At 67.9% G+C, this 23,263-nt stretch carries 21 protein-coding genes; 14 read left to right on the forward strand and 7 right to left on the reverse strand.

What is annotated here, in order from left to right:
• The first annotated feature begins 12 nt into the window (after positions 1 to 12).
• From NF20_RS05565 to NF20_RS05575, 3 genes are read left to right on the forward strand one after another with little or no spacing between them, the layout of a single operon-like run.
• Positions 13 to 1,134 carry a PHB depolymerase family esterase gene (locus NF20_RS05565; RefSeq protein ID WP_009975810.1) on the forward strand — a complete coding sequence of 374 codons (1,122 nt, stop codon included), beginning with the start codon at positions 13 to 15 and terminating at the stop codon, positions 1,132 to 1,134.
• The gene (locus NF20_RS05570; RefSeq protein ID WP_003873147.1) at positions 1,134 to 1,514 is read left to right on the forward strand and encodes a nuclear transport factor 2 family protein; all 381 of its coding nucleotides are present in this window, start codon (positions 1,134 to 1,136) and stop codon (positions 1,512 to 1,514) included. Before NF20_RS05565 ends, NF20_RS05570 begins: the two co-directional genes overlap by 1 nt.
• The gene (locus tag NF20_RS05575) at positions 1,511 to 2,551 is read left to right on the forward strand and encodes a TIGR03857 family LLM class F420-dependent oxidoreductase (protein WP_019732716.1); all 1,041 of its coding nucleotides are present in this window, start codon (positions 1,511 to 1,513) and stop codon (positions 2,549 to 2,551) included. Before NF20_RS05570 ends, NF20_RS05575 begins: the two co-directional genes overlap by 4 nt.
• A gap of 72 nt (positions 2,552 to 2,623) precedes the next feature.
• On the opposite strand, the gene NF20_RS05580 is transcribed toward NF20_RS05575, so the two are convergent.
• On the reverse strand, positions 2,624 to 4,120 hold the full coding sequence (locus NF20_RS05580; protein ID WP_009975813.1) for an acyl-CoA carboxylase subunit beta: 1,497 nt from the start codon (positions 4,118 to 4,120) through the stop codon (positions 2,624 to 2,626).
• Positions 4,121 to 4,301: 181 nt separating this feature from the next.
• On the opposite strand from NF20_RS05580, the gene NF20_RS05585 reads away from it, so the two are divergent.
• The 5 genes from NF20_RS05585 (at position 4,302) to NF20_RS05605 (ending at position 9,706) form a co-directional block, all read left to right on the forward strand.
• Positions 4,302 to 5,522, forward strand: coding sequence for a cytochrome P450 (locus NF20_RS05585; protein WP_020371241.1), 1,221 nt, complete (start codon positions 4,302 to 4,304; stop codon positions 5,520 to 5,522).
• A 57-nt stretch (positions 5,523 to 5,579) separates the two neighbouring features.
• The gene (locus tag NF20_RS05590; RefSeq protein ID WP_023897878.1) at positions 5,580 to 6,404 is read left to right on the forward strand and encodes an SDR family NAD(P)-dependent oxidoreductase; all 825 of its coding nucleotides are present in this window, start codon (positions 5,580 to 5,582) and stop codon (positions 6,402 to 6,404) included.
• A gap of 75 nt (positions 6,405 to 6,479) precedes the next feature.
• Positions 6,480 to 7,097: a TetR/AcrR family transcriptional regulator gene (locus NF20_RS05595; protein ID WP_003873142.1), complete on the forward strand. Its 618-nt coding sequence runs from the start codon at positions 6,480 to 6,482 to the stop codon at positions 7,095 to 7,097.
• Between the two features lie 23 nt (positions 7,098 to 7,120).
• Complete coding sequence (locus NF20_RS05600) at positions 7,121 to 7,798, forward strand: hypothetical protein (RefSeq protein ID WP_019732717.1); 678 nt, start codon at positions 7,121 to 7,123, stop codon at positions 7,796 to 7,798.
• Between the two features lie 3 nt (positions 7,799 to 7,801).
• The gene (locus tag NF20_RS05605; protein ID WP_011724248.1) at positions 7,802 to 9,706 is read left to right on the forward strand and encodes a YhgE/Pip domain-containing protein; all 1,905 of its coding nucleotides are present in this window, start codon (positions 7,802 to 7,804) and stop codon (positions 9,704 to 9,706) included.
• Between the two features lie 7 nt (positions 9,707 to 9,713).
• Here the strand turns inward: NF20_RS05605 and NF20_RS05610 are convergent, their stop codons facing one another.
• Positions 9,714 to 10,871, reverse strand: coding sequence for a Zn-dependent alcohol dehydrogenase (locus NF20_RS05610; protein ID WP_009975821.1), 1,158 nt, complete (start codon positions 10,869 to 10,871; stop codon positions 9,714 to 9,716).
• Positions 10,868 to 12,100, reverse strand: coding sequence for a cytochrome P450 (locus NF20_RS05615; RefSeq protein ID WP_009975822.1), 1,233 nt, complete (start codon positions 12,098 to 12,100; stop codon positions 10,868 to 10,870). Before NF20_RS05615 ends, NF20_RS05610 begins: the two co-directional genes overlap by 4 nt.
• Positions 12,101 to 12,393: 293 nt before the next feature.
• On the opposite strand from NF20_RS05615, the gene NF20_RS05620 reads away from it, so the two are divergent.
• The 3 genes from NF20_RS05620 to NF20_RS05630 all read left to right on the forward strand — a co-directional run bounded on the left by NF20_RS05620 (position 12,394) and on the right by NF20_RS05630 (position 15,953).
• Positions 12,394 to 13,353 (forward strand): alpha/beta hydrolase, encoded by a 960-nt coding sequence (locus NF20_RS05620; protein WP_009975823.1) that lies wholly within the window; start codon positions 12,394 to 12,396, stop codon positions 13,351 to 13,353.
• A gap of 213 nt (positions 13,354 to 13,566) precedes the next feature.
• Positions 13,567 to 14,715 carry an acyl-CoA dehydrogenase family protein gene (locus NF20_RS05625; protein ID WP_011724251.1) on the forward strand — a complete coding sequence of 383 codons (1,149 nt, stop codon included), beginning with the start codon at positions 13,567 to 13,569 and terminating at the stop codon, positions 14,713 to 14,715.
• On the forward strand, positions 14,712 to 15,953 hold the full coding sequence (locus NF20_RS05630; protein WP_009975825.1) for an acyl-CoA dehydrogenase family protein: 1,242 nt from the start codon (positions 14,712 to 14,714) through the stop codon (positions 15,951 to 15,953). Before NF20_RS05625 ends, NF20_RS05630 begins: the two co-directional genes overlap by 4 nt.
• Here NF20_RS05630 and NF20_RS05635 read toward each other — a convergent pair.
• On the reverse strand, positions 15,950 to 17,917 hold the full coding sequence (locus tag NF20_RS05635; RefSeq protein WP_033712549.1) for a SpoIIE family protein phosphatase: 1,968 nt from the start codon (positions 17,915 to 17,917) through the stop codon (positions 15,950 to 15,952). The two genes, NF20_RS05630 and NF20_RS05635, sit on opposite strands and share 4 nt — an antisense overlap.
• Before the next feature lie 246 nt (positions 17,918 to 18,163).
• On the opposite strand from NF20_RS05635, the gene NF20_RS05640 reads away from it, so the two are divergent.
• From NF20_RS05640 to NF20_RS05650, 3 genes are read left to right on the forward strand one after another with little or no spacing between them, the layout of a single operon-like run.
• The gene (locus tag NF20_RS05640) at positions 18,164 to 18,673 is read left to right on the forward strand and encodes a hypothetical protein (RefSeq protein ID WP_019733184.1); all 510 of its coding nucleotides are present in this window, start codon (positions 18,164 to 18,166) and stop codon (positions 18,671 to 18,673) included.
• Positions 18,674 to 18,686: 13 nt separating this feature from the next.
• On the forward strand, positions 18,687 to 20,177 hold the full coding sequence (locus NF20_RS05645; protein WP_019733183.1) for a molybdopterin-dependent oxidoreductase: 1,491 nt from the start codon (positions 18,687 to 18,689) through the stop codon (positions 20,175 to 20,177).
• Between the two features lies 1 nt (position 20,178).
• Positions 20,179 to 20,481 carry a hypothetical protein gene (locus NF20_RS05650; RefSeq protein ID WP_019733182.1) on the forward strand — a complete coding sequence of 101 codons (303 nt, stop codon included), beginning with the start codon at positions 20,179 to 20,181 and terminating at the stop codon, positions 20,479 to 20,481.
• Here NF20_RS05650 and NF20_RS28015 read toward each other — a convergent pair.
• The 3 genes from NF20_RS28015 to NF20_RS05660 all read right to left on the reverse strand — a co-directional run bounded on the left by NF20_RS28015 (position 20,426) and on the right by NF20_RS05660 (position 23,198).
• Positions 20,426 to 20,797 carry a hypothetical protein gene (locus NF20_RS28015; RefSeq protein WP_019733181.1) on the reverse strand — a complete coding sequence of 124 codons (372 nt, stop codon included), beginning with the start codon at positions 20,795 to 20,797 and terminating at the stop codon, positions 20,426 to 20,428. The genes NF20_RS05650 and NF20_RS28015 overlap by 56 nt on opposite strands.
• A gap of 61 nt (positions 20,798 to 20,858) precedes the next feature.
• Positions 20,859 to 22,067, reverse strand: coding sequence for an amidohydrolase family protein (locus NF20_RS05655; protein ID WP_003873130.1), 1,209 nt, complete (start codon positions 22,065 to 22,067; stop codon positions 20,859 to 20,861).
• 99 nt (positions 22,068 to 22,166) lie between these two features.
• Positions 22,167 to 23,198 (reverse strand): hotdog fold thioesterase, encoded by a 1,032-nt coding sequence (locus NF20_RS05660; RefSeq protein WP_019733180.1) that lies wholly within the window; start codon positions 23,196 to 23,198, stop codon positions 22,167 to 22,169.
• Positions 23,199 to 23,263 lie beyond the last annotated feature (65 nt).

Genomic DNA, 23,263 nt, shown 5'->3' on the forward strand with positions numbered 1-23,263 from the left:
GAAGGTGAGCGGATGGCGAAGGCATTGAGCGGGCTCAGCCTGGCCAGAGACGCCGCCCGGGAACTGGCCATGCTGGTGCCGCGGACGGTGGCGGGCCTGCAGGAGTCGACCGGTTGGGCTCCGCTGTCGCCCCGCGGTGCACGCCAGTTCGGTGAGGTCATGCTGGACGAGCTTGTGCTGAGCGCCTTTTCGCTGCTGGGTGGCAGCCCGGCGGCGCTGCGCCCGGTCGACGCCTGCGCCGCTGCCGCCGAGGAACTCGCCGCGCTGGGCATCGACGGCGCGCACGCCGCGCCGAACCCGTTGCGGCCGACCTCGATTCGGCGGCGCAGCATCGCCGGTCTCGACTACGAACGGATGGCCTTCGAGCACGACCCCGCGCTGCCGGCGACGCTGGTGGCCGACGGCTTGGGCGGCCCGGCCCGGGCGGTGGTGCACCTGCGCCGGCACCGTGACGGGCCCAGACCCTGGCTGGTCTGGGTGCACGGCGCCGGCCAGGGCGGCACCGAAGACCTGCTGCTGTCCGGCATCGGCCGAATACATCGCGAGCTGGGGTTCAACATCGCGATGCCGGTACAGCCCGGACACGGGTGCCGGCGCCGGCAGTGGCCGGTCTACCCCGACATGGATCCGCTGGGCAACGTCGCGGGCATGATGCGCGCGGTGTCGGAGGTGCGCGCCGTGGTGCGCTGGGCCCGGTCGCAGGCCAGCACCCTTGTGGTGGCGGGCATTTCGATGGGCAGCCCGGTGGCCGCACTGGTCTCCCACCTGGAGAGGCAGGTCGACGCCGTCGCGCTGTACACGCCCATCCTGGGACTCAACGCGATGATCGCCCGGCACCTGCAGCGCTGGGGGCCGGCCCGGGACGGATTCCGCGAACTGCTGCAATCCCCGGTGGTCACCCGGCTCACCTCGGTGATCGACCCGCTGGCGGTGACCCCGGCGCCGCCGCCGGAGCGCCGGCTCATCGTGGGGGCCTGGCACGACCGGATGGCGATGCGCGAGCCCGCGAACGCCTTACAGGACCGCTGGGCCGGCCAGTTGTACTGGTACGACGGCAGCCACGTCGGGCACATCTTCTCCCGGCGGGTACAGCGCATCACCGACCGGTTCCTGCGCGACGCGGTGCTTGCCTGATGCGGCCCACCTGGACCGCTCGCACCGTGGTCGAGCTGTACAACCTGGTGGTGTGGAACGAACGCAACATCGAACTGGCCCGGGAGTTGTTGGGCGACACGGTTATCCGGCATGAGGTCGGCGCGGCGCACACGCTGACACACGCCGAGGCGGTACAGCGGGTGGTGGACATGTGGGAGATGGCCGACTCGCTGCACTTCGACCTCAACGTCGTCGTCGAGGGCGACGACGGCGAGCACGTGGCGATCGTCTACGACTCGACGATCAGGACCAAGGACGGCGCGGAAACCAACATCGCCGGCATCGAGGTTTTCCGGGTCGTCGATGGCAAGATCACCGAGGTTTGGAACTGCGGCTACCAGCAAGGGGTTTGGAATTGAGCGACCGGGTGCTTGACGAGTTGGGCTTCTATCTGCTGGCCGGGGCAGGAGGTGAGGGCCCCGCGACCCTGATGGACGAGGCCCGCCGCGGCGAGGAACTCGGCTTCGGCACCGCCTTCATCTCCGAGCGGTGGAACGTCAAAGAGGCGTCGTCTCTGGTCGGGGCGGCGTGCGCGGTCACCCACCGGATGCAGATCGCCACCGCCGCAACCAATCACAACACCCGTCATCCGCTGATCACCGGGTCGTGGGCGACCACGATGCATCGACTGTCCGGCGGCCGGTTCACCCTCGGCGTGGGACGGGGGATCGCCGCGATCTATGGGGCGTTCGGCATACCGGCGGTGACGACCGCGCAGATGGAGGACTGGGCCGGGGTGATGCGCCGCCTGTGGCACGGCGAGCTGATCTTCAACCACGACGGACCGATGGGTAAGTACCCCATCCTGTTTCTCGATCCGGACTTCAACGAGGACATCCGGCTGGCCCTGGTGGCGTTCGGGCCCAACACGCTCGCGCTCGGCGGGCGGGTATTCGACGACGTCATACTGCACACCTACTTCACCCCGGAGACCTTGCAGCGCAGCGTCAAGACCGTCAAGTCGGCCGCGGAGAAGGCGGGCCGCGACCCCGACAGCGTGCGGGTGTGGTCGTGCTTCGCCACCGTCGGCGACCATCTGCCCGAACAGCTGCGGCTGAAGAAGACGGTCGCCCGGCTGGCCACCTACCTGCAGGGCTACGGAGACCTGCTGGTGCGCACCAACGACTGGGATTCCGCTGTGCTGCAACGGTTCCGCGACGACCCGGTGGTGACGTCGATCGCCGGCGGGATCGACCACAAGGCCACCCCGGAGCAGATCGAGCACATCGCGACGCTGATCCCCGACGAATGGCTGGAACCCTCGGCCACCGGGTCTGCGCAGCAGTGTGTGGCCCGCATCCGCCAGGAATTCGACTACGGCGCCGACGCGGTCATCCTGCACGGCGCCACACCCGACGAGCTCGAGCCGATCGTCGCCGCCTACCGAGCCGGCTGACCGCGAAAGTGCAACTAGCGACGCGTTTCCCGAGAGGTGCCGTCGGTAGTTGCACTCTCGCGGCGTACCGGTTCAGGGCATGATGACGGTCCGGCTCACCGGTTCGGCGGCGGCCTGCCGGCTGGACAGGCCGCGCCGCAACGACGCCAGCAACGCGTCCCGCGTCTCACGCGGGTCGATGAGTTCGTCGAACCCCATGTGCTCGGCCGACCGGTAGGAGGCCTGCAGCTCGGCGTTGCGCAGCTTGGTGGAGAGGTCCTCACCGGCGTGCGAGGCGCGGCTCAGCGCCGCCGCGCTCATCGCGCCCATGGTTGCACCCGGGTAGGCGAACGTCGCGACCTGATGGTCGAATCCCAACAGCGACATGACCATCGACCCGAACCCGTACGCCTTGCGCAGCGTGACGTGCAGCTTCAACGTGGTCGCCGCGGTCTGGGCGGCGAACATCCGCGCGCCGGCGCGCAGCACACCGCTGCGTTCGGACCGGCTGCCGGGCAGCATGCCCGGGTTATCGGCGAGGAAGACGATCGGCAGGTGGAACGAGTCGGCCACCATGATGAAGTGTGCCGCCTTGTCGGCGGCGTCGGCGTCGATGGAGCCGGCCAGCACCTGAGGCTGGTTGGCCACCACCGCGACGGGGTGGCCGCCGAGGTGGGCGAGCGCGCAGATGATCGCCTTGCCGAACTGGGGTTGCACCTCGAACCAGTCGGGGCTGTCGAACACCACGTCGAGCACGGCGCGCATGTCGTAGACGCGGCGGTTGTCCCGGGAGACGATGTCGAGCAGCTCCGGCGTCGGCCGCGGCATGGCGGCGTCGCCGGCGGGCAGCGACGGCGGGTACGACCAGGCGCTGGGCGGGAAGTAGGACAGGTAGCGGCGGACGTCGTCGAGCACCGCTTCGTCGTTTTCGGCGACGTTGTGGATCACGCCGCTGGGCAGCGCGACATCCGGCCCGCCCAGGTCCTCTTTCGAAATGTCTTCTCCGGTGGACTCTTTGACGACGGGAGGCCCGGCGGTGAAGATCGCCCCCTGCCTGCTCATGATCCGGAAGTCGCAGACCGGGGCCACCAGCGCGCCGTGTCCGGCCGACGGGCCGAGCACGGCGGCGACGGTCGGGACGCGACCAGAGCACTGCGCCTGGGCCAGCAGGTCGGTCGGGGTGCGGCCGTAATGCCCGCCGGTGGGGCGAAAGCCCGCGCCCTCGAGCAGCATGACCAACGGAATCTTGTCCCGCAACGCCAGTTCGGCGATGCGGTAGCGCTTCGAGTTGCCGCCGGGCCCGATGCTGCCCGCCAGGGTGGTGAAATCCTCGGCGCCCAGCATCACCGGCGTGCCGTTGATCTCGCCGGAGCCGACCACCAGGCCATCGGCGGCGATCTCGCCACCGACCAGGGTGCCGAGTTCACGGAACGTGCCCGGGTCGAGCAGGTATTCGATGCGGGCGCGGGCGTCGAGTTTGCCCTTGTTGCGGTGCTTGTCCAGCCGCTCCGGGCCGCCCATGTCGAACGCGTGCTGACGGCGCCGCTGGAGATCGGCGAGCGTTTCTTCCCAGTCCTGGGCTTTCGGCATGCCTATGTCCTACCTCATGGAGGATTCGTCGCGCGACCAGTCGGGGGCGGGCCGCAGATCTGCAGGGTCACATACTGGATTGCTTACTGTAAAGTTACCCGCATGCCTGACCCCGGCCGTCTCGAGGTCGGCGGCACCGAGCATCCCGGATCGAGGAGTTGCACCAGTGAGCACAACCACGATGGACGAGGCCGCCAAGTTGCTGGCCGATCCGATGGCCTACACCGACGAGCAGCGACTGCATGCGGCACTGACCCACCTGCGCGCCAACGCCCCGGTGTCCTGGGTGGAGGTGCCGAACTACAAGCCGTTCTGGGCGATCACCAAACACGCCGACGTCATGGACATCGAGCGGGAGAACATGCTGTTCACCAACTGGCCGCGCCCGGTGCTGACGACCGCCGAGGGCGACGAGATGCAGGCCGCCGCGGGGGTGCGCACCCTGATCCACATGGACGACCCCCAGCACCGGGTGGTGCGCGCCATCGGCTCGGACTGGTTCCGGCCAAAGGCGATGCGGGCGTTGAAGGTTCGCGTCGACGAGCTGGCCAAGATCTACGTCGACAAGATGCTGGCGGCCGGACCGGAATGCGACTTCGTCCAGGAGGTCGCGGTCAATTACCCCCTCTACGTGATCATGTCGCTGCTGGGCCTGCCGGAGGCCGACTTCCCCCGGATGCTCAAACTGACCCAGGAGCTGTTCGGCAGCGACGACTCGGAATTCAAGCGCGGCAGCTCCAACGAGGATCAGCTGCCGGCGCTGCTGGACATGTTCGGCTACTTCAACGGTGTCACCGCCGCGCGCCGCGAGCATCCGACCGAGGATCTCGCGTCGGCGATCGCCAACGCCCGGGTTGACGGCGAACCGCTCTCGGACATCGACACCGTCTCCTACTACCTGATCGTCGCCACCGCCGGCCACGACACCACCAGCGCCACCATCTCCGGTGGCCTGCAGGCACTCATCGAGAACCCCGACCAGCTGCAGCGGCTGCGCGACAACCTCGACCTGATGCCGCTGGCCACCGAGGAGATGATCCGCTGGGTCACCCCGGTCAAGGAGTTCATGCGCACCGCCGCCAAAGACACCGTGGTGCGTGGAGTGCCCATCGCCGCGGGCGAATCCGTGCTGCTGTCCTACGTCTCGGCGAACCGCGACGAGGACGTGTTCGACGAGCCGTTCCGCTTCGACGTCGGGCGCGACCCCAACAAGCATCTGGCCTTCGGCTACGGCGTGCACTTCTGCATGGGTGCGGCGCTGGCCCGCATGGAGGTCAACAGTTTCTTCACCGAGCTGCTTCCCCGGCTGAAATCCATTGAGCTGACCGGTGATCCGGAGCTAGTGGCCACCACCTTCGTCGGCGGCCTCAAGCACCTGCCGGTGCGGTATTCGCTGGCCTGAGCCGGGGTCAGGCCGCCACCTCTGCGTGATCGCTACACTCCCCGTGGAGGTCTGGCAATGACGCGCAGGACGATTGTCATCACGGGCGCCAGCGACGGCATCGGCGCGGCCGCGGCTCGTCGCCTCAGCCGCGCCGGCGACCGGATCGTCGTGGTCGGCCGCTCCCAAACCAAGACCGCCGTGGTGGCCGCCGAATTGGGCGCCGATCACTTCGTCGTCGATTACGCCGACCTGTCCCAGGTGCGGGCGCTGGCGGACAAGATGCGTGCGCAATACCCGCGCATCGACGTGTTGCTCAACAACGCGGGCGGGGTGGCCAGCAGGATCGAGCTGACGGCCGACGGCTACGAACGCACCTATCAGGTCAACTACCTGGCGCCGTTCCTGTTGACCACCCAGTTGCTGGATGTGCTGCTGGAGTCCCGGGCCACGGTCGTCAACACGACCAGCTCCTCGCACAAGCTGATCCTCCGTGCCACCGTCGACGACCTGGAGAACACCGCCAACCGCAGGCCCGCCGTCGCTTACGCGTACTCGAAGCTGGCAATCGTGTTGTTCACCAAGGAATTACACCGGCGCTACCACGCGCGCGGCCTTTCCGTTGCGGCCGTGCATCCCGGCAACGTCAACTCCAACATCGGCATCGCCTCGGGTTCGCGATTTCTGGTGTTCATGCAGCGGTACACCCCGGCGGCGCTGTTCATCTCGAGCCCGGACCAGGGCGCCGACCCCTTGGTGCGGCTGGCGTCGAGCCCGCCCGATTCGGAGTGGACGTCCGGCGCGTACTACGCCAAGCGCAAGATCGGCAAAACCACTCGCCTGGCGGACGATCCGCGATTGGCCGCCGAACTGTGGGAGCGCACCGCGGCCAGGCTCGGCTGACGAACTCCCGGGGTCGGCGGAGGACCGCCCGGGTGATCTTCGATACTCGCTGGTATCTGTCCGATACTGGCCGGTATGCTGCTGGGCATGTCGCCCGTCAAACCGCTTCGCAGCCGCCCCACCCGCGGCGAGGTTCGCGACCGGATCCTGGATGCGGCGGCGAAGGTGTTCGCGGCCGAGGGCTTCGCCGGGGCCACCATCGACGCGATCGGTCAGGCCGCGGGGTTCACCAAGGGAGCGGTCTATTCCAACTTCGAGTCCAAGGACGAGCTGTTCCTGGCCCTGCTCGACCGCGAGTTCGAGCTGCGCGGGCAGCAGATCGCGATAGCGCTGGACCGCAGCGCCGGCGACACCACCGCGGCCGCGCGCGAGGTGAGCCGGTCGGTGCTCGACTCGGTCCGCGACCATTCCGACTACTACGTGCTGCTCGTCGAGTACTGGCTGCGCGCCCAGCGCGATCCGCAGCTTCGGGAACGCCTGATCGAGCGCCGCCGCGCCGCGGCCGACCAGGCCCTGCACATCGTCGAGTCGACCGACACGGTGCCGGGCGACCGGCGGCTGACCGACATCGCCCAGCTCGTCGTCACCCTCAACCTGGGCGTGGCGATGGAAGAGGTGCTGCGCCCGGGAACCATCAACCCCGACCTGCTCGCCCAGCTAATCACCGCGCTGCTGGAATCGATACCGGTCTGACGGTGATGAGGGAAAGCCACACCATGGATGCCAACAACGAACCGGACGACGTCGCACCGGTGATCACCGCCGCCGGATTGGGGGTCGACGGCGAGCACGGGCCCCTGTTCTCGGGGGTCGACCTGGCCCTGACGCCGGGCTTTCACGCGATTCAGATGCCCGGCGGACCGGGGCAGACCACACTGCTGTTGACGCTCGCGGGACGGTTCAAGCCCAGCCACGGCACGCTCACCGTCCTCGGCGAAACAACTCCGCGCGCGATCCGCCGGCACTGCTCCATCGCGGCGTTCGAAGGCATCGACGATCTGGAGGATTCGGTGACCGTGGGGACCGTGCTCGCCGAGCAACGCCGGTGGCTGGCGCCCTGGTACTCGTCGGTGCCGCTGCAATCGCGCCCGGCCGAGCTCACCGAGGTCTTCGGCGACATGGCCCCGCCATCCGACAACACCTACGTCGTCGAACTGTCGGACCTCGAACTGTTCCTGCTGCGGATCACGCTGGCGTTGCTGTCGAACCGTCCGATTCTGGTGGTCGGCGACCTCGAACAGGTTCGTGACAACTCCCGACGAGCGATCGCGGCCGAGCGGCTCGGCGCGATCGCGAGGCAGCGCACCGTCGTCGTCGGGGTGACCAACCCGCTCGGCGCCGACGCGCCCGACCACGAACTCCACGATCACCGCATCCCGACCGGGGAGGACTGAAAGATGCTGGCTGGACTCGCCTTTGGCTCAGAGATCAAACGCTTCCGGCGTAGCCGATTGACGCGCGCGGCCATCGTCGTGCTGATGCTGCTTCCCCTGGTGTACGGGGCGCTGTACCTGTGGGCCTTCTGGGATCCCTTCGGCCACACCAACAAGATGCCGGTGGCGCTGGTCAACTCCGACCGGGGCGCCGTCGTGTCCGGCCAGCAGTTCAACGCCGGTGCGGAGATCGCCAAGAGTCTGACCGCCGACGGCAGCCTGGACTGGCACGTCGTGGACTTACCGGAGGCACGCAACGGAGTCGACCACGGCAAGTACTACTTCATGGTCGAGCTGCCGCCGGACTTCAGCGCGGCGATCGCGTCGCCGGTGACCGGGCAGCCCAAGAAGGCCAACCTGATTGCCGTCTACAACGACGCCAACAACTACATCTCGACGAGCATCGGTCGTACCGCCATCGAGCAGGTACTCAACGCCGTCTCCAGCCGGATCTCGGGACAGGCCGTCAATCAGATGCTGTCGGTGGTGGTTTCGTCCGGATCGGGTATCAAGCAGGCCGCAGACGGGGCGGCCCGACTCGACGACGGCGCCGGTCAGCTGGCAGCCGGCCTGGACAGCGCGCGGACCGGCTCGGCGACGCTCGCCGCCGGCGCCAAGCAACTGTCCGACGGAATCAACCAGGCCACCGACCCGCTGCTCGCGGTGACCAAGGCGGTATCGCAGATCGGCGGCAGCACAGAGCAATTGCAGCAGGGCGCCACCGCGCTCGCGCAGGCCAACGATCAGCTCGGCGCCATCGCCGCGGCGCAGGACGCCGCCGCGAGCTCGCTGACGTCGGTGATCGACCAGCTCTCCGCGCGAGCGGATCCGCTGGCGAACAACCTGCGCGGCATCCAGGATCAACTCCGGGGTCACCAGTTCACGCCCCAGATCCGCCAGCAGCTCACCGATGCGCAGAACGCGGCGATCGCCATGACTTCGGGGTTGCGGACCCCGGGCAGTCCGCTCGCGTCGGCGCTCGATCAGCTCGGCGGCAAGGGCCAGGAGCTGACCAACAAGCTCACCCAGCTGCGCGACGGGGCGCAGCAAGTCGCCACCGGTAACGCCGAATTGGCCGGCGGCATCGCCAAGCTCGACGACGGCGCCGGCCAACTCAAAGCGGGATCGGCCGAGCTGGCGACGAAACTCGCCGAGGGCGCCAGGCAGGTGCCGAACTGGACCACCCAGCAAAAGGAAGCGGTCGCCGACACCATCGGCGGCCCGGTGCAACTCGAGGCTTCCCATGAGAACGCCGCGCCCAACTTCGGCACCGGTATGGCCCCGTTCTTCCTCACCCTCGCCCTGTTCTTCGGCGCCTTGGTGCTGTGGATGGTGTTGCGGCCCTTGCAATATCGTGCGATCGCCGCGGAGGTGATCGCGATCCGCGTGGTGCTCGCCAGCTACCTGCCCGCCGCTGCGATCGCGCTGTTCCAGGCCGTCGTTCTCTACTGTGTGGTCCGGTTCGCCCTCGGCATGCACGCCGTCCACCCGGTGGCGATGCTGGGGTTCATGGTGCTGATTTCCGCCGCGTTCGTGGCCGCGACGCAGGCGATCAACGCTCTTGTCGGTCCGGCGGTGGGCCGGGTGCTGATCATGGCCCTGCTCATGCTGCAGCTCGTCAGCGCGGGCGGGATGTATCCCGTGGAAACCACGTCTCGGCCGTTCCAGGTCCTGCACCGCTTCGACCCGATGACGTACGGTGTCAACGGACTCCGGCAGCTCATCCTCGGCGGCATCGACGCCCGACTGTGGCAGGCGATCATCGTGCTGGCCGCGATAACGGCCGTCGCACTGGCGATCTCGTGTCTGTCGGCGCGCAGAGACCGGCTGTGGAACCTCAGCAGGCTGTTCCCCGCGATCAAGATTTAGGCCGCGCTCAGGCGATCCCGAAATCGATGATGCCCCGCACGATTTTGCCGTTGAGCAGGTCGTCGTAGGCGTCGTTGACCTCGTCCAGACGATAGCGCTTGGTGATCATCTCGTCGAGCTGCAGCTGACCGGTCTGATAGAGCCTGGCCAGCCGGGCGATGTCGGCCCTGGGGTTGCACGAGCCGAAGATGGTGCCCGCCAGTGTCTTGTTCATCAGGATGAAGTCCTGCAGCTCGATGTTGACCGACCGGGTCAACTGCGACGTCATGCCGGTGAGCACACAGGTTCCGCCCTTGCGGGTCAGCTTCAGCGCGTCGCGCACGTCGTCGGCGGTGATCAACGACGGCGAGACCACCACCGCGTCGGCCATCACCCCATAAGTCAAGTCCCGCACCAGGTCCAGGGCCTCGGCGATGGTCGCCACGCTGTGCGTGGCGCCGAACCGCAGCGCCGACTTCTGCTTGAACTCCACCGGGTCGACCGCGACGATCTGCGCGGCACCGCTGATCCGGGCGCCCTGGATGGCTCCGGTGCCGATGCCGCCGGCGCCGATCACCACCACGGCGTCCCCGCCGCACACCCCGGCCCGGTTGGCGGCCGAGCCGTAGCCGGTCGGGATGGCGCAGGACAGCAGCGCGCTCGGCGCCAGCGGCAACTGCTGCTCGATCTTCACCAGCGAATTCGTCGACACCACAGTGTGTTCGGCGAAGGCGCCGATCTTCGCGATGTGGCCGAGGTTGCCGCCGCCGGCCGTGTGGTGGCGGAAGGTGCCGTCGGTGGGCATCCCAGGGATCATGGTGCCGATGCCCACGTCGCAGAGGTACTCCATTCCGCTTGCGCACCAACGGCATTGGCCGCACACGGCGACGAACGACATCACCACGTGATCGCCCGGCGCGAAATCGGTGACGCCCTCACCCACCTCGCGCACGATGCCCGAACCCTCGTGGCCGCCGATGGTGGGGAACATGGTGGGCAGCCCCAGCGATCGCATCACCTCGTTGGGCGCCGACATGTCGCCCTTGAGGATGTGGTCGTCGGAGTGGCACAAACCGGCGGCGGCCATCTGCACCAGGACCTCCCCGGCGCGCGGCGGGTCCAGCTCGAACTCCTCGACCGACCAAGGGCCGCCGACGTCATGCAGGATCGCTGCCCGGCTTTTCATGCGGCGGGCGCGAACGTGACGGGAAGCTTGTTGGGGGAGCGGAAGGTGAGCCCGACGATCTTGGACTCCTCGCCGGTTCCGTCGTCGGGCACGAACGCCAAATCCCGCACCCGGTCGAACAGGCTGTTCAACATCACCCGGGTTTCCAGTCGCGCCAAATGCATGCCCAGGCACATGTGGATGCCCCCGGCGAAGGCGATGTGGGCCTGGCGGGGCCGGCGGATGTCGAAGGCGTTGGGATCGGTCCAGCGGGTCTCGTCGCGATTGGCCGAGCCCATGCACATGTCGATCTGGGCGTTGGCCGGGATGGTCTTGCCGCCGATTTCGACCTCCTCGGTGGTGGTCCGGGTGACCATGGTCAGCGGTGTCTCGAACCGCAGGGCCTCCTCGATCGCCATCGGTATCAACGACCGGTCCCGATAGACCATCGCCAACTGCTCGGGGTGGGTCAGCAACAGGTACAGCAGGTTGCCCGAGGAGCGGTAGGTGGTCTCCAGCCCGGCGGGCAGCAGCAACCGCAGGAACGCGATGATGGCCTCATCGGTGAGCTTTTCGCCGTCGATCTCCGCGGCCACCAGGTCGCCGATGATGTCGTCGGTGGGTTTGCGCCGGCGCTGCTCGACCTGTTTGAGGAAGTAGTCGTAGAGCTCGGTCGCGGCGTTCAGGCCGGCCTCGATGTCGGTGGGGATGGAGATCAGGTCCAGCGACAGCCGGCGGAACAGGTCGAGATCCTCGGCGGGCAGACCGAGCAGCGTCGAGATGATCCGCGTGGGGAACTCGAATGTCACCGCCTTCACCAAATCGGCGTGGCCGTCGTTCTTGATCTCGTCGACCAGTTGCTCGCAGACCGGCCCGATGACCGACGGCTCCCAGCGCTCCAGCGCGGTGGCGCGAAAGGCCTTGGCCACCAAGTTGCGGTGGTCGTGGTGTTCCCGGCCGCCCATCGCGAGGATGGTGTGGCCCATCACCAGGCCGATGGTCTCGTCGTACTTGTGCGAGCTGAAGATCCGGTCGTCGCGGAAGGCCTGCGACACGCTCTCGTAGTCGAACAGCACCCACTCGTCCTCGGGGCGCAGTTCCTCGGGCAGCTGGCTGGCGTCGGCCAGCGAGCCGTGCCAGACCGGGTCGGTGCGCCGCATGTGTTCGAAGAACGGGTACGGGCTGGTCTCGCCGGTGAAGTCGAGCGTCGGTACGACGGGTTGACCGGTCGGGCCAGTGCTCAGCGGCATAGCGCTCCTTACGCGAAAACGGACCGGTGGCGCGGGCCGCGCGCGGGTCCACGGCGGGTCGGTACCGAGCGGAATATCGCTATCATAGTATAAATAGCAACGAAGCCCAATGGCCGCAGCCTGTTCGCCGCCCGCGGCCTCCGGTCGGCGAACCGCGATCCCCGGCCCACCGGGAGTCGCCCCTCCTTTCCGCCCGCCCAAAAGCGCAGGTCTACTTTGAAGGTGGTGTCCGGCACCACCGTCCGCCGGGACCGTCGACGAGCCCGCTGATCAGCCGACGAAAACGAGTAGGTATGACACAGACGAACCTGGCCCGGCCGCAAGGCCTTACCCGCATCGACCCGGTGCTGCGGGATACCGCCGCCCAGTTGGGGGTGGTGGAGTTCCGCGCCGAAACCCTGGCCGCCGAGCGGGAACACGCCAACCGGTTGGCCGCCCAGCGCGCCGCATCCGCCGACACCCGCGGCGTGGCGATCGATTCGGTGTCGATCGCCGGGCCGGACGGTCAGCCGCTGGAGCTTCGCTTGTATCGCGGCCACACCGAATCCGCGGCGCCGCTGCTGGTGTACGCCCACGGCGGCGCGTTCGTCACCGGCAACCTCGCCACCGACCACGCGCACTGCGTGGAGCTGGCCCGTGACGGCGGGTGTCTGGTGGTGTCGGTCGACTACCGGCTGGCGCCCGAAAATCCCTGTCCCGCGGCGCTGGACGACGTCGAAGCCGCCTTCCGGTACGTCGTCGACAACAGCGCGGCGCTAAACGCCGACGCCAACCGCATCGCCGTGATGGGCCGGGACGCCGGCGCGGCCCTGGTGGCGGGCCTGACCCAGCGCATGTTCGACCAGGAGGGGCCGACGATCCTGATGCAGATCCTGCACCAGCCGATGCTGGATTCCGACGCCACGCCGTCGCGTCGCGAATTCCAGCGCACGCCGGGTCTGAACGGTCCGGCCGTGAGCCGGGCCTGGAACCACTACCTCGGTCACGCCAGCGCCAGCGGTCAGCACGTCCCCGCCCACCGGGCCAACCTCGAGGGCCTGCCGCCCACGTTCATCAGCTGCTCGGAGATCGATCCGTGCCGCGACGAGGCCATCGACTATGCCAATCGGCTGCTGCACGCCTACGTGCACACCGAATTGCATGTGATCGCAGCAACCTTCAACGGTTTCGACTCGATGGTCCCGGATTGGATTGTTGCCCAAGAGAACCGGGCGCTGCACGCGCAGGCGTTACGCCGCGTGTTTGCCATGTAGGACGGGCCGGGTGTCTGCCGGCGGCCGCCGCAGCCGGAGCGGCGGCGCGGGCCGCCGCTTACCGACTGAACTCCGGTATCTCTTACCGTAGTGCGCGTTGCTAACATCGGAATCGGCAGCCAACCGAGGACCGATCGGGCGGATGATCAAACACTCAAACCGATTCCGTTGCACCCGCAGCGATCGAATGTCACGAAGGATCCCCTCGGCACCATGAGCACCGTCGACTCCCCGGAAAAGATCCTCTTCACCTCGACCACCCAAGCTTTCCTGGAAAAGGAGGCGCCGCTGCGGCGGGTGCGGGAGCTGCATGCCGCCGGCACCGCGTTCGACCCCGGCTGGTGGCGGCGCGCCGCCGAGCTCGGCTGGACGGGCCTGCTGGTTCCCGAGGAGTTGGGCGGCGGCAGCGTCTCGGAGAGCGGCCTGGCCGATCTGGCGACGGTCGCCGAACAACTCGGCAAGACCGTCGCGCCCGGCCCGCTGTACCCGGTCAGCATCGTGCTGTCGGCGCTGGCCGAATGTTCCGGCGCCGAAACGCATCGTGACGTCATCGAGGCGCTGATCTCCGGTGAAACCGTCGCGTCCTGGGCGGTGTATGAGCCGGGTCAGGGCTGGGCGCCGCTGAATCCGTCGGTGACGGCCACCGAAACCGATTCCGGCTACCGCATCGACGGCGTCAAGGACCGCGTGGAGGCGGGCGCCCAGAGCGCGCTGCTGCTGGTGGTCGCGCGCTGCGGCGCCGACGGGCAGATCCGCCAGTTCCTGGTCCCGACGGACGCGCCGGGGGTGCGGATCGAGCCCCAGCAGTCGGTGGACCTGGTCAAGCAGTACGCCCGGGTGCACTTCGACGGTGTCGTCGTGCCGCGGTCCGCCGCGGTCGGCACCGCCGCCGAGACCGCCACCCTGATCGAGCGACAAAGCCAGCTCGCCCAGGTGCTGCAATGCGCCGAGGTGGTCGGGGTGGTGCAGACGGTGTTCGACTTCACCACCCAATGGGCGCTGGACCGGCACACCTTCGGTCGTCCGCTGGCGTCGTATCAGGCCCTCAAACACAAGTTCGCCGACATGAAGCTGTGGCTGGAGGCATGCCGGGCCACCACCTGGGCGGCGGTCGCCGAGGTGGCCGCCCGCTCGCCGCAGGCGGGGCTGTCGGCCAGCATCGCCAAGTCCTATGTGGGCGAGATGGCCGGGCAGATCGTGCAGGCCTGCGTGCAGATGCACGGCGGTATCGGCGTCACCTGGGAACACGACCTGCACCTGTACCTGCGCCGGGTTACGTTGTACCGCGGCATGTTCGGCACGCCGGAGGAACACAACCTGCGCGTCTACCAGTTCGAGAAGGCGGGGGGTGCGGCGAAATGACGACCGAATCCGTCGCGCAATTCGCGGCCCGGGCCCGAGCCTGGTTGGCCGACAACATGCCCGCCATCGACCGCGAGTCCCCACCACCGGCCCCGCGCGACGACGAGCGGGCCTGGCGCAGGGCCCGCGAACTGCAGAAGAGGCTGTACGACGGCGGTTTCGCGGGCATCTGCTTTCCCCGCGAGTACGGCGGCCTGGGGCTGGACTACGAATACCAGAAGGCATTCGACGCCGAAAGCCTCGACTATGAAATGCCGTTGATCCTCAACACCCCGACCTTCACCATCTGCTGCGCGACGCTGCTCGACACCGGCAGCGAGCAGCAGAAGAAACAGCACATCGCCGCGGCACTGCGCGGCGAGGAAATCCTGGTGCAGCTGTTGAGCGAACCCAGCGGCGGGTCGGATCTGGCCGGTGTGCTCACCCGGGCCGAGCGGCGCGGCGACCGGTGGATCATCAACGGCGCCAAGACCTGGAGCACGAGCGCGTTCGCCGCCGACTACGGCCTGTGCCTGGCCCGCACCAACTGGGACGTGCCCAAGCACGAAGGCCTGACCATGTTCCTGGTGCCCATCAACCATCCCGGAATCACGTTGCGGCGCATCACCATGCTCAGCGGCTCCACCGAGTTCTGCGAGGAGTTCCTGGACGGTGTCGACGTGGGGGATGACGCCGTCGTCGGGGAGGTCAACGGCGGCTGGGCGGTGGCCTCACGCCAGCTCTACCACGAACGCCGGGCCGTGGGGCAGGGTTCCGAATTCGCCAGCGGCGGCGGCAGCGAGGGCGGCCACACGATCCCGGTCGACTACGTGAGCCTGGCCGAGAAGACCGGACAGGCCGACGACCCGCGCGTGCAGGAGATGGCCGGTCGCGTCCTGGTGCACCGCGCGGTGGCCGAGCAGCTGATCGGCCACGTGTACCGCAGCGTCCGGGACGGCGCACTGCCGCCGGCCGCCGGAACGCTGATCCGGCTGTTCCACTCCGAAACCGTCACTACCGACGTCGACACCGCGCTGGCGATCGCGGGCAGCGCCGGTGTGGTCGGGGAGCCGGGCGCCGGACTGGAAACCGGGCTGCGCTACCTTTCTCGGCAGACCGTCGCCATCGGCGGTGGCACAACGGAAATGGCGCGCAACGTCATCGGCGAGCGGGTGCTGGGCTTCCCCCGCGAATACGCCGCCGACCGCGGGGTGCCGTTCAACCAGGTGCGGCACGGGCAGCGCTCGGATCGGTCCTAACCTTCGGCGACGACGTTCTCGGCGAGGCCGCTGACCACCGGGATCTGCACCAGCGACAGGACATGGTGGGCCGGGCTTCCCGGCGGGGCCACCAGCACGTAGTCGCTGCCTTGGCGCAGCGCCCGCTCCCGTGCGGCGGCCAGCGCGCTGACGCCCGCCGACGCGAGGTGGGTGACCGCGCTCAGATCGACCGTCAAAGGCGCTACGCCGGAACGGCTTTCGACGGCGATCTGCCGGTCCAGGGTGGACGCGGTGTTGGAGTCGACGTCGCCGCTGACGACGATGCGGCCCGGCTCGGTGACCGTGGAGACGAATTCGGCGCTGCGCACCCCGTGGTCGCCGGCCCGGCTGACCAGTGAGTCGGCGACGAAGTTGGCCGGGCGCGAAAGCCGGTGCGTCACGCTGGCGGTCGTCCCCTCGGGGCCGTGACTGACGTGCGCCTCTGACACCAGGGCCTCGGCCATGGCCAGGCCTCGGCCACGGCCGGTCTCGCCTTCCCGGTGATCCTTCCACCGTCCCCGGTCGATCACCGAGGCGTGCAGGTTGCCGTCGCCGGCCAGCATCGCTTCGACGACCACGCCGTCGGGAACCTCGGTGGCGTAGCCGTGCTCGACCGCGTTCTCGACGAACTCCGAGATGGCGTGCACGATGTCGGAGATGTCGTCGGCGTCGGCGCCGACGTCGGACAACCACTGCCGCAACCGGGTGCGCACCGTGCGCGCGGCGTGAATCGTCGCGTCCAGCGTCAAGTTCAGTGGGGGTGGCGGTGTGCGGCGTTGCGCCGCAAGCAGAGTCACGTCGTCGCTGTAGCCGGTCGAGCGCAGCAGCAGCTCCAGCGTCTCCGCGCAGAGCCGGTCGACCGTTCGCACCGACGATTCGATGACGAAGCCGCCCTGACCGGAGACGATGTTGGCGGCCAGGTCCGCGAATTCGGCGGTGCTGGCGCCCAAGGGCCGGCCCGGCCGTTCGATCAAGCCGTCGGTGTAGAGCAGGATCGAGTCGCCCACGTCGAGGAATTCGGTGCGGACCGGAAAGCCGGTGCCGCTGCCCAGCGGGCCCGCGCCGGACGGCTCGACGTAGCGCGCGGTCGCGTCCGCCGTCACCAGCAGCGGCGGCGGGTGTCCGGCTGTGCAGTAACTGAATTCGCCGCTGCCGAAGTCCAGCGAGCCGACGCACATGGTGGCCGAGCTGGACCCCGGGACGTGCTTGTGGAAGCGGTCGACCGCCTCGAGCGCTTCGGCGATCGGGTATCCCGCCAGGATCTGCATCCGCAGCGCGGTGCGCAGCTGGGACATCACCGCGGCCGCTTCCACCCCATGGCCGACGACGTCACCGACGATGAGCACCAACCGATCCCCGAGCGGGATCGCATCGAACCAGTCGCCGCCGGCCGCGGTGTCCTGCGCGGCCACCAGATACTCCGCGGTCACATCCGCGCCGGGGGTCACCGGCACCGACGGCGCCAGCAGCGCCTGCTGCATGACGGTGGCGGAGTCGCGCACGTTGCGGTACCGCTCGGACAGCTCCTCGAGGCGCGCTTCGGCGGCCATCCGGTTGCGCACCCGGTCGGTGACGTCGACGAAGGCGAGCTGCACGCCCTCGATCGAGCCGTCGTCGCCGCGGCGCGGCGTGACGATGAAATCGAAGAAGTGCTCCTGGGCCTTCCCCACGCCTTCGAAGTCGGCCTGTACCCGCCATTCCGTTCCCGACTGCGGCTCACCGGTCTGGTAAACCCGGTCGAACATCTGGAAGATCTGCTGGCTCTCCAGCTCGGGATACACCTCGCGGGCGAGCAGCCCGATCGGGTCGACCGGCGGACTGAGCGCGCGGTAGGCGGCGTTGACCGCGACGAATCGATGGTCTGGCCCTTCCAGGCCGACCAACAGCGCGGGGACGTTGTCGAAGACGCGGCGCACGTCATCGGCCGCGCCGACGATTCTGTCCCAGTCCTTTTCGGCCACCATTTGGCCCTCCTAGCGGTCTCCGTCCGGTGCGACCGTGGCGAAAACCGGGTCAATCGATTGACCAATTTGCACACGTAGTTGTTCAGATTAGCAATGGTTGCCGGCCCGGCATTGCAACGGCTTTGATACCGGCCCGTTAATCGTCGCCCGATTCGTCGACGCAGCGCAATTGACGCCGCCGAAAAACGCTGCTGTGGACTCCCTGAAAGCGCGTTTGCGGATGTGACGGTCGGGTATGTCGCTGGCGTGGCCGATCCGCTGGCGCAAAGCACGAAGGGCGCGAAGGGATTGCGGCGGCGCCTGCTGTCTTCGCGGGTACTCACCCTCAACGGCTGGGTGGCGTTCAACCTGCCGCGCACGGTGACCGCGCTGGGTGGCGCGCTGCTGACCGGACTGGTGCTGGTGCACATCTACGTGCTGACCACCGAACCGGGTCTGCCGCGATATTTCGCCGCCTACGTGCTGGGGCTGAGCGCGGCCTGCGCGCTGGCGGCCGGCGCCATGGTGTTCGCTCTCAAACCGATTGTGCCCCAGGCTGGTTGGTATTTCGGCAGCCTGGTCTGCTCGGCGTTCCTTTGCGCGTATCTGGTAACCCGGTGGGTCCAGCTGCCCGGGCTGATCGGGGTGACCACCCGATGGGACTTCGCGCCGGGAACGTTGGGCATCGCGTTCGCGGGCGCCTTCCTCGCGGTGCATACCACGGTGTTGTCGGGCATCAACGTGGCCTATCCGCAGCGTCAGCAGTGGTACGACTGACGAAGCGCAGGCGATGACGGTATTGGACTATCCGGTATGGCTGCGCGTCGATCATTGGCTCAACGTGCTGTTTGTGACGCTGATAATTCGCAGCGGCATCGAGATACTTTCCACCCACCCGAAGTTGTACTGGCACGACGACAGCAAGCCGGGCACCGAGTGGGCGCGCTTTACCCGAAAGGTGATGCCCCGCGACCGGATCTACGACACCCTCGATGAGGAGGAGGATTATCACCCGTTGATTTCCCTGCCCGGCCACGCGCAGCTGGGCATGGGCCGGCACTGGCATTTCTTCGCGGTGATCGGCTGGGTGCTGGTGGGGCTTTCCTATTACGTCCTGCTGTTCGCCACCGGCCAATGGCACCGCTACTGGCCCTATTCCTGGTCGATCTTCCCCGAGGCGTTCAACGACATCGTCACCTATCTGACGTTCAATCTGCCGCCGGTGCTGCCCGGTGAGCCCCTGGACGCCATGCAGAAGCTGACGTACGCGGGGGTGGTGTTCGTGCTGGCGCCGTTCCAGATCCTCACCGGCGCCGCGCAGTCCCCGGCGATCGAGGCGCGCTTCCCGTGGTACGTGCGGATGTGGGGCGGTCGGCAATGGGCCCGCAGCCTGCATTTCCTGGGGCTGGTCGCCTTTGTCGTATTCATCGTGATCCACCTGTCGATGATCTTCTTCTGGGGCTGGGGAAGGCTCACCGCCGCAATGATTTTCGGCTCGGTGCGCAACACCTACTGGGCGACGGCGATCTCGCTGCTGATCATCGCCGCGATCGTCGGGATCCATGTGGCGGCCACGCTGTGGAGTCTGCGGCATCCACGCTCCGTGCAGCGGGTGCTGGGTCGGGTGGTCACCGCGGCCCGGCTGATGCTGCTGCGCCCGCTTAATTCGCGGCAGAACTACCCGGCGAGCAAGATCACCCCGCGGCATCGCATCAACGGAAAGCCGCCCACCAGCACGGAATACAAGGTGATGGCGGTGCACAACTTCGTCGACTGGCGGCTGCGGGTGGGCGGACTGGTGGAAAACCCGGTGATCCTCGACCTTGCCGCGCTGCGTTCGCTGGCCGAGCCGGAAACCCAACGGGTGATGCACAATTGCGTGCAGGGCTGGACCAGCATCGGGGAGTGGACCGGAGTTCACCTGCGCCAGCTGGTCGATCTGGTGCGGCCGCTGCCGCAGGCGCGTTACATCTGCTTTCTGACCATGCAGGACAACAGCACCGACGAGCCGGCCTCGCACGGCGGCGGCCAGTTCTACGAAGTGCTCGACCTGGGATTCGCCGACAAGCCGCAGACCCTGCTGGCCTATGAAATGAACGGCGCCCCACTGCCGATCCAGCACGGCGCACCGTTGCGGCTGCGGGTGGAAACGCAGGTGGGTTTCAAGATGGCCAAGTGGATCAACCAGATCGAGTTCGTCGACGACTTCGCCGGGATCGGCATGGGCACCGGCGGTTGGCGTGAGGACCGCGTGTACTACGACAAGGACGTGGAGATCTGAGATGTCCGACGCGGCGGCCAACGGCATCGGGGTGCGGCCCGAGCTGATCAGCTTGGACGCGGCGGCCGCCCATCGGGTGCGCGAGCAGGTCGCGGCCAAGGGTGGGCACTGCGAGGCGTGCGGCGCAACGGATTTCGTGGTCGGCGACGCCCTCTACCTGGGTTTCCTCTTTCTGAACGAGGAGGCCGACGCCTACCTGGTGGCGTTGACCTGTGCCAATCCGCAATGCCCCGCGCCGCGGACCGCGATCAGGCTGTCCGAGAACGAGTTTTTGACCAGCGGCCGCGGCGCCGCCGGCCGTTAGCCGAGGCGTCCGCCGCTCCCGGGAGTCGGGGCCGGGCCAAGCCGAATCTGTCGATCAGGGGCGACAATTCGCGCAGCCGATCGCACAACGCTTGGAATCGGCGCTCGTCTTGTTCGACGAGTTGTCCCAGCGCGCTGTAGTGCGCCATGCGCGGCAGCCGCCCGGCGAGCGCGGCGCCCCACCTGATGCTCAGGTCGTAAACCCGTTCGTCATCGACGTCCTCGCGCCCCCCGAGTCGTTCGAGCGCCTCGATCTGCTCACCGACGAACGCAAGGTCGTCAGTGATGTCGATCCGTTCCCGGCCGGGGGATGCCACGCTGCGGCGGATACCCTGCCGCGGCCTCGGTTACACGCCGCGCCGCGGCAGGGGCGCGAGATCAGGCCGAGACGGGCTTCTTGGCGGCCGGCGCGGACACCTTCATCAGCTTCATCAGGTTGCCGCCCATGATCTTCGCCTTGTCCTCGTCGCTGAAATCGGCCAGCTCGTCGACGAAGCTGATCGGGTCCTTCAAACCCTCGGGGTGCGGCCAGTCCGATCCGAACACCACCCGGTCGGTGCCCACCATGTTGACGATCTCGGCGAACCGGTCCTCCCAGAACGGGCTGACGTAGACGCACCGCTTGAACGTCTCGATCGGATCCTCGGCGAACGCCTGCGGCATCTTCTTGTACACGCCCTTGAGGCCCTTGAACAGGTGCGGCACCCAGTCGGCGCCGTTCTCGATGGACAGGATGCGCAGGTCGGGGTTGCGGGACAGCGCGCCGTGGCAGATCAACGCGCCGAACGCGTCCTCGACGGGCCGGTGCCCCATGGCCAGGCTGCGGAAGGCGGTGGGCTTGAACGGCAGGAACTCGTCGCCGGGTTCCCAGATGTTGAGCAGCTCGGAGTAGCCGCTGTCCGAGGCGTGCATCGAGACGGGGATCTCGGCCCGCACACAGGCCTGCCAGAACGGGTCGAACTCCTCGAAGCCGAACGAGCGGCTGCCGCGATAGCCGGGCACCGGCGCGGGCCGGACCAGCACGGTGCGGGCGCCGCGCTCGAGGCACCACTCGAGCTCCTCGAGCGCGCGGTCGACGATCGGCAACGTGATCACCGGGGTGGCGAAGATGCGGTCCTTGTAGTTGAACGACCACTGCTCGTACATCCACTGGTTGAGCGCGTGGATGACGTCGTGCGTCATCTCCGGGTCGTCTTTCATGCGCTCCTCGACCAGGCTAGCCAGGGTGGGGAACATCAGCGCGTAGTCGATGCCGAGTTCGTCCATCACCTCCAGCCGGGCGCCGGGTTCGCGGAAGGCCGGAATGGCCTTCATCGGCTCGCCGAGGATTTCGCGGTAGCTCTTGCCACCCGAGCCGTTTCGGAAGTACTCCTCCTGGGCGCCGGGACGGGCCACCACTTCGAACGTCGGGTTGGGGATGTATTCGCTGATGTGGCCGCGCACCACGATCTTGGTCCGGCCGCGGATCTGGACGTAGTCGATGACGTGCTTGCGGTGGTCCGGCAGGAACTTGGTCAGCGCTTCCTGCGGCTCGTACATGTGGTTGTCGGCATCGAACACCGGGAAGGGAAGCTCGCGAGACGGCATGGCGATCTCCTTGCAGAAGGCTGTAATTCTCACTGTGTGGTAATGACGTTACCACTTGTGCGGAACAAGGTGTACCTGCCCGTTCGGCCTTATTCGTCGCTATTCGGCCGGGGGTAGCCCGGAGCTCGGCGTGTCGCCGTTGATGATGGCGAAGTTCACGGTGGCGGTGGCGAGCAGCTCGTCGTCGCCGTCGCCGAAGATGTCCACCTGCATCACCATCGCCCGCCGTCCCGAGCGCAGCATCCTGGGCACCGCGAAGGCCGAACCCTGCCGCACCGGCCGCAGGTAGCGGACGAACAGGTCCGCGGTGGTCATCGTGGTGCCGGGCCGCAGATAGTCCAGCCCGAACTGCCCGCCCGCCACGTCGACCAGCGTGGCGATCAGGCCGCCCTGCAGCGCCCCGGAGGTGTTGACCACCGCGGGGCTGACCGGCATGGTCATCGCGAACTGACCGTTGCGGGTGCCGGGGCGCATGCCGATCTGCCCGAACAACTCCGCCAGCGACGGCGCGCTCGAGTCCTCGTCGGTGTCCCGGATGCCCAGCGCCCGGCTGCAGAAGTCGTAGAGCTGGCCGGCGTCGACGGGGGTGCCGTTCAATTCCGCACCCAGCCAGTGCAATCGCTGCGCACCCATCATGGTCTGCATGACGATGGCGGCCGCCGCCCCGACGTCCAATCCGGGGTTGAACACTCCCTCGGTGATGCCCTGGCCGACGATGTCGCGGATCAGCCGGTGCAGCGGGGAGAGCACCCGGGCGTATTCGCGCGGACGTGTTTCGGCCAGGTGCTGGTTGTAGAGGGTCAACGCCCGATTGAGGCTGTCCTGGGTGCTCGATTCCGGTTGCTGGCTGACCCGGTCGATCACCAACTTCAGCGCCGCGGTGCTGTCCAGCCCGGCGGTCTCGGCGCGCCAGGTCTGCGCCGACTGGGCGATGGTCCGGTCGAACAGCGCCAGCAGCAGTTCGTCCTTGCTGCTGAAGTGTTGGTAGAAGGCGCGCAACGACGTCTTGGAGCGCGCGACCACCTCTTGCACGGTGAAGTCGGTGCGCCCGGTTTCGCCCAGTATCGCCACGGCCGTCTTGATGAAGCGGTCGCCGCGGGTGATCTCGACGTCCTCGTTGGGCTCGGCCATGAGCGGTTGGTCCCTTCCGTCGCGCGCTGCCGGCGCTCTGAGAATGAGGTTACCGCGCTGGGCGG

Origin of the sequence: Mycobacterium sp. MAC_080597_8934 (genome assembly GCF_000523975.1) — a bacterium.
GTDB classification, from domain to species: Bacteria; Actinomycetota; Actinomycetes; order Mycobacteriales; family Mycobacteriaceae; genus Mycobacterium; species Mycobacterium avium.